At 70.5% G+C, this 13,172-nt stretch carries 12 protein-coding genes; 5 read left to right on the top strand and 7 right to left on the bottom strand.

Features of this window, described 5'->3' with window-relative positions; translation table 11 throughout:
• Nucleotides 1–23 precede the first annotated feature (23 nt).
• Nucleotides 24–773: a class F sortase gene (locus MZC64_RS04345; RefSeq protein ID WP_247755745.1), complete on the bottom strand. Its 750-nt coding sequence runs from the start codon at nt 771–773 to the stop codon at nt 24–26.
• 3 nt (nt 774–776) lie between these two features.
• A complete protein-coding gene (locus MZC64_RS04350) occupies nt 777–2,201 on the bottom strand; it encodes a hypothetical protein (protein WP_247755746.1) in 1,425 nt (474 codons plus the stop codon).
• Nucleotides 2,202–2,524: 323 nt separating this feature from the next.
• Here MZC64_RS04350 and MZC64_RS04355 point away from each other — a divergent pair, with 323 nt between their 5' ends.
• The gene (locus MZC64_RS04355) at nt 2,525–3,331 is read left to right on the top strand and encodes a Bax inhibitor-1/YccA family protein (RefSeq protein WP_247755747.1); all 807 of its coding nucleotides are present in this window, start codon (nt 2,525–2,527) and stop codon (nt 3,329–3,331) included.
• 78 nt (nt 3,332–3,409) lie between these two features.
• On the opposite strand, the gene MZC64_RS04360 is transcribed toward MZC64_RS04355, so the two are convergent.
• The 3 genes from MZC64_RS04360 to MZC64_RS04370 form a co-directional block, all read right to left on the bottom strand.
• Nucleotides 3,410–4,630 (bottom strand): acetyl-CoA C-acetyltransferase, encoded by a 1,221-nt coding sequence (locus tag MZC64_RS04360; protein ID WP_247755748.1) that lies wholly within the window; start codon nt 4,628–4,630, stop codon nt 3,410–3,412.
• Nucleotides 4,631–4,663: 33 nt separating this feature from the next.
• A complete protein-coding gene (locus tag MZC64_RS04365) occupies nt 4,664–5,617 on the bottom strand; it encodes an SGNH/GDSL hydrolase family protein (protein WP_247755749.1) in 954 nt (317 codons plus the stop codon).
• Between the two features lie 183 nt (nt 5,618–5,800).
• Nucleotides 5,801–6,229, bottom strand: a complete 429-nt coding sequence (locus tag MZC64_RS04370) for a hypothetical protein (RefSeq protein ID WP_247755750.1) — start codon at nt 6,227–6,229, stop codon at nt 5,801–5,803.
• 176 nt (nt 6,230–6,405) lie between these two features.
• On the opposite strand from MZC64_RS04370, the gene MZC64_RS04375 reads away from it, so the two are divergent.
• The 4 genes from MZC64_RS04375 to MZC64_RS04390 all read left to right on the top strand — a co-directional run bounded on the left by MZC64_RS04375 (nt 6,406) and on the right by MZC64_RS04390 (nt 11,608).
• Nucleotides 6,406–7,776, top strand: coding sequence for a cystathionine beta-synthase (locus tag MZC64_RS04375; protein ID WP_247755751.1), 1,371 nt, complete (start codon nt 6,406–6,408; stop codon nt 7,774–7,776).
• Between the two features lie 90 nt (nt 7,777–7,866).
• Nucleotides 7,867–8,994 (top strand): hypothetical protein, encoded by a 1,128-nt coding sequence (locus tag MZC64_RS04380; RefSeq protein WP_247756299.1) that lies wholly within the window; start codon nt 7,867–7,869, stop codon nt 8,992–8,994.
• A 90-nt stretch (nt 8,995–9,084) separates the two neighbouring features.
• On the top strand, nt 9,085–10,224 hold the full coding sequence (locus MZC64_RS04385; protein WP_247755752.1) for a cystathionine gamma-synthase: 1,140 nt from the start codon (nt 9,085–9,087) through the stop codon (nt 10,222–10,224).
• 85 nt (nt 10,225–10,309) lie between these two features.
• Nucleotides 10,310–11,608 (top strand): erythromycin esterase family protein, encoded by a 1,299-nt coding sequence (locus MZC64_RS04390; protein WP_247755753.1) that lies wholly within the window; start codon nt 10,310–10,312, stop codon nt 11,606–11,608.
• Here the strand turns inward: MZC64_RS04390 and MZC64_RS04395 are convergent, their stop codons facing one another.
• Together MZC64_RS04395 and hppD are read right to left on the bottom strand one after the other, a co-directional pair.
• The gene (locus MZC64_RS04395; protein ID WP_247755754.1) at nt 11,609–11,854 is read right to left on the bottom strand and encodes a hypothetical protein; all 246 of its coding nucleotides are present in this window, start codon (nt 11,852–11,854) and stop codon (nt 11,609–11,611) included. It abuts the gene before it with no gap.
• A 117-nt stretch (nt 11,855–11,971) separates the two neighbouring features.
• Entirely contained in the window at nt 11,972–13,132 is a 1,161-nt protein-coding gene (gene hppD, locus MZC64_RS04400) for a 4-hydroxyphenylpyruvate dioxygenase (protein ID WP_247756256.1), read from the bottom strand.
• Nucleotides 13,133–13,172: the final 40 nt, after the last annotated feature.

A 13,172-nucleotide genomic window follows, 5' to 3' on the forward strand; every position in this document is an offset into this window, starting at 1 on the left:
GGCAACGGCCGGAAAGCCCTGTTTCACCCGCGTTCGGCGATGATGATCCGGTTGTCGTCGTAACCCAGCCTGCCGCCGATCCACTGGCCACCACAGGTCACCAGCACCAGCCGGTGGTTGCCGCTCTGGGCGAACAACGACTCCGCGCGCTGCGGCAGCTGGTCCTTGTGCACGGTGTGCACTTCGGTGATCCGGTAGGTGTAGGTCTTGCCGGTGGCGTCCTTGACGGTGACCTGCTGGCCCTTGTCACTACGCCAGAGCTCGGCGAACGGCCCGGTCGAGCCCTTCCAGTTGACGTGCCCGGCCAGCACCGTGGCGCCCTTGGCCGAGTCCAGGCCGGCGCCCCACCAGGTGGCGTCCCGGATCCCGTCGGGCACCGGCAGCACCCCGTCGGGGGCCACCTCCCGGCGGACCAGGGTGGCGGTGCCGCCCTCGGGCAGCCGCACCGTGCCGGGTCGCTGCCCGCCGGCCGGCTGCACGATCTGGTTGGGCTGACCCGGTTTGGCCGGGGTGGTGGTCTGCGCCGGGTTCCCGCCGCCGGGCTGGCCCCAGCGGATCAGCGGCGCGTCGCCGATATCGGTCAGCGGGCGGGCCCGCAGTGGAGACGGTGGCGGGGACTCCACCGCCACCGGCTCGCCGACCACCGTCGTGCTGAGCTGGGAGGCGCCGAGTCCGGCCGCCACGCACACCGCGGCCACCCCGAGCAGGCCGAGTCCGGCCATCCGGGCGCGGTTGTCGCGTTTGGTCTCACCGGGATACAGCGATCTCCCCATGGGTCACCGCTGGTGCAGACGTCGACGCAGAGCCATGACGCCCAGGGTAGCCATGACCAGCGTGAAAATGGCGAATCCGACCAGTCCCGCCGGTTCCACCTGGGTCACGGTGGCCGCCTGGGCCACCGGCAGGTCGGGCTGGTCGCCCGCCGGGATCACCCTGGGCACCACCGGTTTCTTCGGCACGTTGGCCTTGTTGGTCAGCGACAACGCCAGGGTGTTGCCCGGCGCGACCGTGCCGCAGACCGTCGGCGGCTTCTTCGGGTCGAAGCCCTCCTCATAGCCCTTGGCCGGGATCAGCTCGATCAGGCAGATCTCCTGCGGGGTGCGCAGGTCGGCCACGGACACCTGGCCGTCGTCGCCGGTCTTGACCACCAGCGGCTTGCCGTCCACGCCGGTCAGCGGGGAACCGTCCTGCTTGAGCGCGGGCGCTTCCTTGTCCGGCCCGGTGATCCGCAGCGTCACGCCGGGGATGGCCGCGCCACTGGCCGCGTCCACCTTGCCGATCTTGACGATGCCCGGCTGGGTCACCGCGGGCACGGTGGCCTCGGCCGAGATCGGGGTCTGCCCGCCGGTGGTCAGCGCCCGCTGCGCGGTGGGCTTGTTCGGCAGCAGCAGCACCGGATCGGCGTTCGGGCTCTCCACGGTGGCCACCAACTTGGGATTGGGGCCCTTCGGGGTCACCGCGATGACCAGCGGTTTGCCGCCTGCCGGCGTCTTCACGGCGCCGTCACTGGCTTCCCCGGCCAGTTCGGCGTCGATCGCCTTCAGCTTGACCGGCACACCCGAGACCGGCTGACCCTTGGCCGAGGTGACCGTGATGGTCCAGTTCCCCGGCTTGCCGATCAGCTGGCCGTCCTTGGGCGCGGCCACGGTCAGTTTCCACGGCCCGTAGTGCGCGTCCGCGTCCGCCTGCAACCGGCCCACGGCCTGCCTGGCCTCGGCCGACAACCCGTTGAGGTGGAAGTCGACGTCGTAGCCGATGCGGGTGAAGTTGTTGGTCTTGGCCAGCAGCTTCGGGTCCTTGGTGCCCGAGGTCCAGCTGTGCAGCAGGTGCGCCAGCGCGGCGGCCTCCGGTTTCGAGGCGGTGTCCTGGTAGCGCAGCAGCAGGTAGGAGATCTTGGCCTTGGTCTCGGCGGGAATCGGGGTGTTCCACTTGGTGGTCAGCCCGTCCTTGCTGGGCGTGTACTCGAGCGCGTCACCCGGTTCGTCGAGGGCGTACCGGACGCACCACACCTGCCGGCCGCGCCAGGTGTACGAGCCGATCCAGTCATCCCCCTTGGGGCGGCCCTGGTACTCCTGAGGCTTGGTGTACTCACCGCTGCGCTCCCCGGCGGCCAGTGCCGAACCGGGTATCGCCAGCGCGAGGCCGCCGGCGGCGAGCGTCACGCTCATCGCCCCGACCAGCAGATTTCTAAGGCCTGGCATGAAAGCTCCTTGCTTGCTACGGCCTGTCGCCACGCATGCTGGCGGCCGTCCCGGGCGAGTCGCAATCGGCCTTTAGAACTAAGCAAGCAGGTGACTGTGTGGTGTCTCTCACCTTGACGTCTAGACCATTCGGCGCATCGCGCTGATCTTGTCGGCCTACGTTCCCCCCACGATCGGACTCGTCCTCATAACCCAGAGCGAAGACGGGGGTGCTCATGGGACGATGCGGGAGCGAGTAAAGTCAGCTTTACCTGTCATGGAACCGGTCCGCGCCTTCGGACGTTGAACCGGATGACGGCGCGAGCACGCTCCAGGAGGACCAGGTGCGCACTAGCAGTAACCCGGCGTTCCGTAACCTGCCCCACCAGGGGTCTGGCTACGCGACGTTCAACACCGGCGGCCAGCCCGCCGGCTACCAGGCTGGCTACCAGCAGCAGCCCGGCTACCAGCAGTACGATTCGCGGCCCGGGATTTCCGAGCGTCCGATGACCGTGGACGACGTGGTCATGAAGACCGCCACGTCCTTCGGTGTCACTCTGGTCGCCGGTTTCCTGACCGCCTTCTTCCAGGCCTACTACCTGGCCCTGCCCGCGGTGCTCATCGGGCTGGGTGTCGGTCTGTTCCTGTCGTTCCGTCCGCGGCCTTCCGCGCCGCTGACGCTGACCTACGCGTTGTCCCAGGGCGTGGCACTGGGCGCGATCAGCGCCCTGGTGAACCTGCGCTTCCCGGGCATCGTGGTGCAGGCGCTGATCGGCACCGCCGGCGTGTTCGCGGGCATGCTGGTCGTCTACAAGACCGGTGCGATCCGGGTCACGCCGAAGCTCACCCGCTGGGTGATCGGCGCGCTGGTGGGCGTGCTGGTGCTGGTGCTGGCGAACCTGGTCGCGAGCTTCATCGTGCCCGGCGGCCTCGGCCTCCGCAGCGGTGGCGCCATCGCGATCATCTTCAGCATCATCGTGATCGGGGTGGCCGCGTTCGCGCTGCTGCTCGATTTCGACCAGGCCGACGAGATGATCCGCTCCGGCATGGACGCCAAGTGGGCCTGGTACGCCGCGTTCGGCCTGACCGCCACGGTGGTCATGCTGTACTTGGAGATCCTGCGCCTGCTGAGCTACTTCAGGCAGGACTGACGCTCCGGCTCAGTACCTAGACACGAGGAAGGTCCCCGGTTCGCCGGGGGCCTTCCTCGTTGTCCGGGGCTGGTCAGCTCAGCTGAGGCGCTCCAGCACCATGGCCATGCCCTGGCCGCCGCCGACGCACATGGTCTCCAGACCGATGGTCTTGTCGTGCCAGGACAGCGAGTTGAGCAGGGTGGTGGTGATCCGGGCGCCGGTCATGCCGAAGGGGTGGCCGACCGCGATCGCGCCGCCGTTGACGTTGACCTTTTCCAGCGGGATGCCCAGGTCGCGGTAGGACGGGATCACCTGGGCCGCGAAGGCCTCGTTGATCTCGACCAGGTCCACATCGTCCACGGTCAGCCCGGCCCGCTTGAGCGCCTGCTGGGAGGCCTGCACCGGGCCAAGGCCCATGATCTCCGGGGACAGCGCGGACACGCCGGTGGAGATCACCCTGGCCAGCGGGGTGATGCCGAGCTGCTTCGCCTTGGTGTCACTCATGATCACCAGGGCGGCGGCGCCGTCGTTGAGCGGACAGCAGTTGCCCGCGGTGATCCGCCCGTCCGGCCGGAACACCGGCTGCAGGGTGGACACCTTCTCGTAGCTGGTGCCCGCCCGCGGGCCGTCGTCGGTGCTGACCACGGTGCCGTCGGCCAGTTCGACCGGGGTGATCTCGCGGGCCCAGAAGCCGTTGGCGATGGCCTTCTCGGCCAGGTTCTGCGAGCGGACGCCGAAGTGGTCCATGTCCTCGCGGGTCACGCCCTTGGCCAGGGCGAGGTTCTCCGCGGTCTGGCCCATCGGGATGTAGACGTCGGGCAGCAGCCCGGACTCGCGCGGGTCGACCCATTCGCTCGCGCCGTGTTCAGCGGCGTGCTGGGTGCGCGCCTGCGCCTGCGCGAAGAGCGGGTTCTGGGTGTCCGGCCAGCCGTCGGAGTTCCCGCGCGCGTAGCTGGAGACGATCTCCACCCCGGCGCTGATGAAGACGTCGCCCTCGCCAGCCTTGATCGCGTGCAGGGCCATCCGGGTGGTCTGCAGGCTGGAGGCGCAGTACCGGGTGACGGTGGTGCCGGGCAGGTGGTCGTATCCGGCGAGCACGGCCACCGCGCGGGCCATGTTGAAGCCCTGTTCACCGCCGGGCAGCCCGCAGCCCAGCATCAGGTCGTCGATCTCCCGCGGGTCCAGCTCGGGCACCTTCGCCAGTGCGGCCTTGACCATCTTCGCGGTCAGGTCGTCGGCGCGGACATCCTTCAGGGAGCCCTTGTTGGCGCGGCCGATGGGGGAGCGGGCCGTCGCCACGATCACGGCTTCAGGCATGTCGAGAACTCCTTTGTTCGCCTGAAGCGCAGCCTACTGTCCGGTAACGGCGGCGGAGTGTGACGTTGCCGGGGGCACCCGCTTGAGCCGCCGGTTGAGCCCGGCCACCAGCTTCGCGGTGGGCCGCCGGGCCTCGGCGGCGGCCGAACGGGTGGGCTGGGCGGGCAGCGGACCGCCGTCCCAGACCCGGGCGGCCACGCACAGCTCGGGCAGCAGCACGCCCACCGCGGCGGCGTACCCGGCCGCGGAGGGATGGAACATGTCCTTGCTGAACAGCTCGCTGGGCCGGGTCAGGAACTCCGGCGAGAGCAGGTCGGCCAGGGCCACCGGCCGCCCGCCCGCGGCCTGCACGGCCCGGCGCTGGGCCCTGGCCAGGGTGAGGCTCCAGGAGCGCACCAGCGCGCGCAGCGGCTGCGCGATCGGCCGGATCGCGCCCAGATCCGGGCAGGTGCCCACGACCACGGCCGCGCCGGTCTCGGTGAGTCCGCGCACCGCGGCGCCCAGCATCAGCGCGCAGGCAGCCGGTCCCAGCCGGGCGGTCACGTCGTTGCCGCCGATGATCACCAGTGCCACGTCCGGCGGGGTGCGCAGCGCGGCCTCGGTCTGCCCGGCCAGCTCCCGGCTGGTCGCGCCGCTGATCGCGTGGGTGAGCAGCCGCACCGGGTGCTCGGACTCCTCGGCCAGCCCGCGGGCCAGCAGCACTCCGGGCAGTTCCTCGGTGGTGTCGCAGCCGACCCCGGCCGCGGAGGAGTCGCCGAGCACCGCGAAGACCAGGGGATCGCCGGTGATCCGCGGGTCGGTCGGCGCGAGCGGGCCGCTGCCGTCCGGCAGGTACACGCCGTCGGCGCGCAGCGGCGCCGCCGGCACTCCGATGATCTTCCGAGCCCGTTTGGACTGCTCGGTGAGCAGCCCGTACGCGGCGCCGGACAGTCCGCCGACCGCACCCGCGGTGAAGACCGCGGCGCGGAGAATACGAAGTCCGAACACGGCTCGTGCCTCCCCTCCGCCTGGTGGTTCCCCCAATGGCCCCACACACCAGTTGTTCACCCAGTGTTCCGTACATAAGGCCAAACGGGTTAACGGAGGGTAGATGGTTTTACTTCCCACTTTCGGGTGAGGCAAACAAATTCGAAGCCGCCCAACGGGATTAGCCTGATCGTGAGCTTCGACTCAGGCGCGTTCGGCCGAGAAGGGGACCTCGGCCCGGTGCAGCGGGTCGTCGTAGTGCCCGAGCAGCGCGGACAGCTGGTGACCGAGCCCGGCCAGCGGGAACGGGATGGCCTTGCCCTCGAACTCCGGCTCCAGCAGCGCGGGCTCCAGCAGTTCGGCGCCACGCCCGAAGGTCAGCGCGAACAGGCGGCCGTCCACCTCGGCCAGCAGGGCGGAGTCGGCGCCGCCCGTCCCGGCCAGCGTGAAGTGCTCGGCCAGCTCCTCCGGACCTGGCTCGCCGTCCTGCGCGCGCACCGCCAGCGCACAGGAGAAGTCCAGCTCAGTGCGGGGGAGCAGGCACACGATGTCCGGCGTGCCGCGGCCCGGCAGGGTGAGGGCGTCCCCGAAGGAGAGGGCGTCGGTGGTGAACAGGTGCACCGTGAGTTTCATGGCTACCCCCGACGCGAGACCGGCTCGGAACGGATCTTTCCGACAGGCCAAGAATACGTGACCTGGCGGTGGACGAGGGTGTCCAAGAGTGGCCCGTGCCACGGAGTAGCAGCGATCGGGTGACGCTGCGCCAGCTACGCTGACCCGGACGTCTCAACTACTGGGAGGACCGCGCGGTGGAGTACGCCGAGCACGTGATGGACCTGGTCGGCAACACCCCGCTGGTCAGGCTGAACTCCCTGACCGAGGGTCTGAAGCCGCTGGTGCTGGCCAAGGTGGAGTACCTCAACCCCGGTGGCAGCGTGAAGGACCGCATCGCGCTGCGCATGATCGAGGCGGCCGAGGCATCCGGTGAGCTGCGGCCCGGCGGCACCATCGTGGAGCCGACCTCCGGCAACACCGGCGTCGGCCTGGCCCTGGTCGCCCAGCGCAAGGGCTACCGCTGCGTGTTCGTCTGCCCGGACAAGGTCAGCGAGGACAAGCGCAACGTGCTCAAGGCCTACGGCGCCGAGGTCGTGGTCTGCCCGACCGCGGTCGCGCCGGAGCACCCGGACTCCTACTACAACGTCTCCGACCGCCTGGTCACCGAGATCCCCGGCGCCTGGAAGCCCAACCAGTACGCCAACCCGCAGAACCCGGAGTCGCACTACCACTCCACCGGCCCCGAGCTGTGGAAGCAGACCGACGGCCGGATCACCCACTTCGTGGCCGGCGTGGGCACCGGCGGCACCATCTCCGGCACCGGCCGCTACCTCAAGGACGTCTCCGGCGGCAAGGTCAAGGTCATCGGCGCCGACCCGCACGGTTCGGTCTACTCCGGCGGCACCGGACGGCCCTACCTGGTCGAGGGCGTCGGCGAGGACTTCTGGCCGACCACCTACGACCGCACCGTGTGCGATCAGATCATCGAGGTCTCCGACGCGGACTCCTTCGACATCACCCGCCGCCTGGCCCGCGAGGAGGGCCTGCTGGTCGGCGGCTCCTGTGGAATGGCCGCGGCGGCCGCGCTCAAACTGGCCGAGGGCCTGACCGAGGACGACGTGGTGGTCGTGCTGCTGCCGGACAGCGGCCGCGGCTACCTGTCCAAGGTCTTCAACGACTCCTGGATGGCCTCCTACGGCTTCCTGACCGCCGACCACAGCAGCGCCTCGGTGGGCGATGTGCTGCGGCGCAAGGACGGCACCCTGCCCGAGCTGGTGCACGTGCACCCGAACGAGACCGTCGCGGACGCCATCTCGGTGCTGCGCGAGTTCGGCGTCTCGCAGATGCCGGTGGTCAACGCCGAGCCGCCGCTGATGGCCGCCGAGGTGGCCGGCGCGGTCAACGAGAAGGACCTGCTGGACGCGCTGTTCGCGGGCGAGGCCGCGCTGGCCGACCGGGTGGAGACGCACATGTCGCCGCCGCTGCCGACCATCGGCGCAGGCGAGTCGATCAGCACCGCGATGAAGGCGCTGACCGACGCGGACGGCGCGATGGTGCTCATCGACGGCAAACCGGCCGGCGTTGTCACCCGACAGGACGTGTTGGGCTTTCTCGCGGGCCGATAATGCGCGTTGGGACTACGCCCGTTCGGAGCATCCGATAGCGTTGCCGCAACCACACGACGGCCAGCCACCCCGAAGGGGGTAAGGAACCCGATGAGCGCTCCGCAGCCGCCCCAGCAGCCGTATCCAGGCCAGGGTGGGCAGCCGCAGGCTGATCCGCAGAGTGGCGCGGCCGACCCGACGCCGTCCCCGGCGCAGGGTCTGCCGACGACCACGCACACGCCGCACGCCGACACCACCCAGGTGATCTCCTCGGCGCTGGGCGCATCCGCGGGGCAGTCTGCGCAGCCCGCCAACCCGGAGGCCACCCAGGTGGTCCAGCCGGGCGGCGCCGCGCCGGCCGCACCCGCGCCGGATGCCACCCAGGTGGTGCCGCCGGGCCAGCAGCCGCCGGTGACGCCGCAGTACGCGCCGCCGTCCTTCGCCCAGCCGCAGCCCGCGCCGCAGCAGCCGACCGGGCCGCAGGCCCAGCCGCAGCAGCAGTGGGGGCAGCAGCCTCAGGCACAGCAGCCCGGTCAGCAGCAGTGGGGCCAGCAGCCCCAGCAGCAGCCCGGGTACCCGCAGACCGGCGGCCAGCCCCAGCAGCAGTGGGGCCAGCAGCCGGGCACCGGCCCGCAGCCGCAGCAGCAGTGGGGCCAGGCCCAGGCACAGCCCGGTCAGCAGCAGGGCTGGGGCCAGCAGCAGCCGCAGCAGGGTTACGGCCAGCCGCAGCAGGGCTGGGGTCAGCCCCAGCAGGGCTACGGACAGCCGTACGGCCAGGCCGCGGGCGGTGGCAACACGCTCCCGGCGGCCATGTGGGTCTCCATCGGCGCGGGTGGCCTCGGCCTGCTGCTGAACATCTTCAGCCTGATCACCGTGCTGGGCATCCCCTCGCGCTACGTCACCGGCATGGTCTGGGTGAGCGTGGTGGTGGGCTTCCTGGTCGCCATCGGTGTCATCGTGCTGGGCTTCCTCGGCGGCTCGCAGGGCGCGAACTGGGCCCGGATCACCATCTCGGTGCTGGCCGGTCTCGGTGTGCTCGGCGGACTGAGCGGCGTCGCCGTCGGCGGGATTCTCAGCATCCTGCCGCTGCTGCTCTGGATCGCCGTGCTGGTGCTCTGGTGGCTGCCGTCCACCACCGCAGGCATGAAGCTCAAGCAGGCGCAACGCCCGCAGCCGGGCATGTACGGCCAGCAGCAGCCGCCCTACGGCGGTGGCGGCGGGGGTTACCCCGGCTACTGAGCCGTAGCGCGAAAACCGTAAACGAAACTTCAGCCCCCGGCCTGCCAAGGCCGGGGGCTGATCGTTTGCCGAGCACGTAGGCTCGGCCCCATGAACGACGGCTTCGCGACCAGGGCCATTCACGCCGGCCAGGACCCCGACCCGACGACCGGGTCGGTCATCGTGCCGATCCACGCCACCTCCACCTACGCCCAGGACGGCGTCGGCGGACTGCGCGGCGGCTATGAGTACTCCCGCACCGGGAATCCCACCCGGACCGCGCTGGAGACCTGCCTGGCCTCGCTGGAAGGCGGCAGGCACGCCCGCGCGTTCGCCTCCGGCATGTCCGCCACCGACGCGGTGCTCCGCTCGGTGCTGCGCCCCGGCGACCACCTGATCATCCCGGACGACGCCTACGGCGGCACCTTCCGGCTGGTGGACAAGGTGCTCTCGCAGTGGGGCATCGAGCACACCCCGGTCCCGGTCTCCGATGTGGACGCCGTGCGGGCCGCGGTCCGGCCCAGCACCAAGCTGCTGTGGGTGGAGACGCCCACCAACCCGCTGCTCAACATCGCCGACATCGCCGCGCTGGCCGGCGTGGCCCAGACCGCGGGCGCGAAGCTGGTGGTGGACAACACCTTCGCCTCCCCGTACCTGCAGAACCCCCTTGAATTCGGCGCCGACGTGGTGCTGCACTCCACCACCAAGTACATCGGCGGCCACTCCGACGTGGTCGGCGGCGCGCTGATCACCAGCGACGACGAGCTGGCCGAGCAGTTCGCGTTCATCCAGAACGGCGCGGGCGCGGTGCCCGGCCCGTTCGACGCCTGGCTGACCCTGCGCGGCCTGAAGACCCTCGCGGTCCGGATGGACAAGCACAGCGACAACGCCGAGCTGATCACCCAGGCCCTGCTCGACCACCCCAGGGTCGGCGCGGTGCTCTACCCGGGCCTGGCCGACCACCCCGGCCACCACGTGGCGGCCAAGCAGATGCGCCGCTTCGGCGGGATGATCTCCTTCACCGTCACCGGCGGCGAGCAGGCCGCGCTGGACGTCTGCGCCAAGACCCGGCTGTTCACCCTGGCCGAATCCCTCGGCGGGGTGGAGTCGCTGATCGAGCACCCGGGCAAGATGACGCACGCCAGCACCGCCGGCTCGCTGCTGCAGGTCCCGGCCGACCTGGTGCGCGTCTCGGTGGGCATCGAGGACGGCGCCGACCTGGTCGCCGACCTGCTGCAGGCGCTGGACTGAGCACGCGGGGGTAGAGCCTGCCCCCGGACGAGGTCGGCAGCCCGCGCCAGTGCCCGGCGCGGGCTCGCCGACCAGCATGGACCGCATGGCAAGTCAGCGAACTCAGCTCAGCAGGCGGGCACTGCTCGCGACCGCGGTGGTCGTGACAGGGGCGCTGCTGACCCCCGTCGTGGCCCAGGCCGCACCGGACCCGGTGCGTGCGCTCGAACAAGCCGCACACCCGTTGCGCGGCACCGAACCTGGTCGTGGCCACGCCGACCTGCGCGCCCTGGGCCGCATGATCGGCGAAGCCAAGGTGGTCGGCCTCGGCGAGGCCACCCACGGCTCGCACGAGTTCTTCACCATGAAGGAGCGGGTCTTCCGCCACCTGGTGCAGGAGAAGGGTTTCCGGGCTTTCGCGCTGGAGATGAGCTGGCCGGCCGGGCTCAAGATCAACGAGTTTCTGCAGACCGGCGAGGGCGACGCGCGCGCGATCGCCAAGGAGACGCTGAGCGGCTCACCCTGGGATCGCGAGGAGTTCGTCAGCCTCATCCAGTGGATGCGCGAGCACAACCGGCGCAACCCCGGCCGCACCGTGCACTTCGTCGGCGATGACCTCGGCGCGCCCAGGGTGGGCGCGGAATTCTTCGACCGGGTGACCGGCTACCTGCCCGCGCTGCACGAGTACTACACCGGCCTGCGCCCACTGGATGACGTCTTCGCCTACCTCGGCAAGCCCGTCCAGGAACGCAGGCGGCTGGCCGAGCGGGCCCAGCAGGCCCTGGACCTGCTCAGTGGCCTGCCCCGGCACGGCGAGCAGTTCGAGTGGGCCGTGCAGAACGCCCGCTCCATCGCCCAGACCGCGCACTTCCTCACCCTGGATCCGGCCGACCCGGCCGGGCTCGCGGAGTTCCAGCGGTTCCGGGACCAGGCGATGGCGGACAACGTGCTCTGGTGGCAGCGGCGCACCGGGCACAAGATCCTGGTCTCGGCGCACAACGACCACATCGGGTACGTCGCCAGCGACCCCAAGGCTTACCCCAAGACGCAAGGCGCGTTCCTGCGGGAGCGGCTCGGCCCGGACTACCTGCCGGTCGGCTTCACCTTCAACCAGGGCTCGATGCTGGCCAAGGACACCGCCCTCGGCGGGGACTGGAAGAAGTTCACCGTGGACGCGGCCAGGCCGGGCTGGAACGAGCACACCCTGGACCGGGTCCGCCACCGGGACTACTACCTCGACCTGCGCACCGCGCCGCCCACCGCCAGGGACTGGCTCAACCGCGCCCGGCCGACCCGTGGCTTCGGCACCCAATATCCGCACCCGCTGGCCGATGTCGCGCTCGCCCGTGCCTACGACGTGCTGATCCACCTGCACGAGGTGCGGGAAGCGGACCTGCCGAAGTGATCAGACGCCGGGTGGGGACTGCTGTTCGGCCGGCTTGACCGGCTCGGGCTGCTTGGGGCCCACCGGCAGGTCGTCCCGCTCCACACAGCCGCCGATCAGCTCGACGATGCCGTTGTGCTGGACGTACTGGCCGGGATCGTGGCAGCTCACCCGCACCACGGTGAAGACCGCGGCCCCGGTCAGCAGCGCGGCGGTGCTGAGCGCGACCGCCAGCGGCAGCGCACCGCTGCTTCGCACTCGTGCCATCCGGCCACCTCCGAGCCCAGCCCTCGCGTAAGCCTACCGAACACCGCGCGGCCGGGCGGACCTTCCCCGGGATCGCTATCCCAAGGAACGGTTCGCCCGGCCGCGCGGTTCAGTTCGTCAGAGGTTGCCGCGGCGGTCCTGCTCGCGCTCGATGGCCTCGAACAGGGCCTTGAAGTTGCCCTTGCCGAAGCCGAGCGAGCCGTGCCGCTCGATCATCTCGAAGAACACCGTCGGCCGGTCGCCGGTGGGCTTGGTGAAGATCTGCAGCAGGTAGCCGTCCTCGTCCCGGTCGACCAGGATCTTGCGCCGCTTCAGCTCCTCGATCGGCACCCGCACGTTGCCGATCCGGGCCCGCAGCTCCGGGTCGTCGTAGTAGGAGTCCGGGGTCTCCAGGAACTCGATGCCCGCGGCCCGCATGTGGTCCACGGTGGCCAGGATGTCGTTGGTGGCCAGCGCGATGTGCTGCACGCCGGGGCCGCCGTAGAACTCCAGGTACTCGTCGATCTGGGACTTGCGCGCGGCCACCGCCGGCTCGTTGAGCGGGAACTTCACCCGGTGGTTGCCGTTGGCGACCACCTTGCTCATCAGCGCGGAGTAGTCGGTGGCGATGTCGTCGCCGATGAACTCGGCCATGTTCACAAAGCCCATGACCCGGTTGTAGAACTCGACCCAGTAGTCCATCTTGCCGAGTTCGACGTTGCCCACGCAGTGGTCAACTGCCTGGAACACGCGCTTGGGCGCACCCTCGGGCTTGCGGTAGGCGCCCTTCCTCGGCTGGTAGCCGGGCAGGTAGACGCCGGTGTAGCGGCTGCGGTCGATCAGGGTGTGCCGGGTCTGGCCGTAGGCGGCGATGGCGGCGATGCGCACCGTGCCGTGCTCGTCGGAGACGTCGTGCGGCTCGTCCAGCACGGTCGCGCCCTGCTTGCGGGCCCACTCGATGCACTTGTCCACGTCGGCGACCTCCAGCGCGAGGTCGGTGACCCCGTCGCCGTGCGCCCGGTGGTGGTCGAGCAGCGCGCTGTCCGGGCGCACCCCGCCGGTGATCACGAAGCGGGCCGAGCCGGACTTGAGCACATAGGACTTGTGGTCCCGGTTGCCGGTCTCCGGGCCGGAGTAGGCGATCAGCTCCATGCCGAAGGCCACCTGGTAGAACAGCGCGGTCTGGGTCGCGTTGCCGACCACGAAGACCACCGCGTCCATCGACTTCACCGGGAACGGGTCCCGGCTCTCGTCGTAGTCGACCAGGCCGACGAGCTGGCGGAGCTGGTCGAAGCTCACGTCGTCGATGCTCTTGTCCGGGCTGTGGCTGATCGTCTCG

Source organism: Crossiella sp. S99.2 (assembly GCF_023094165.1).
Classification (GTDB): domain Bacteria; phylum Actinomycetota; class Actinomycetes; order Mycobacteriales; family Pseudonocardiaceae; genus Crossiella.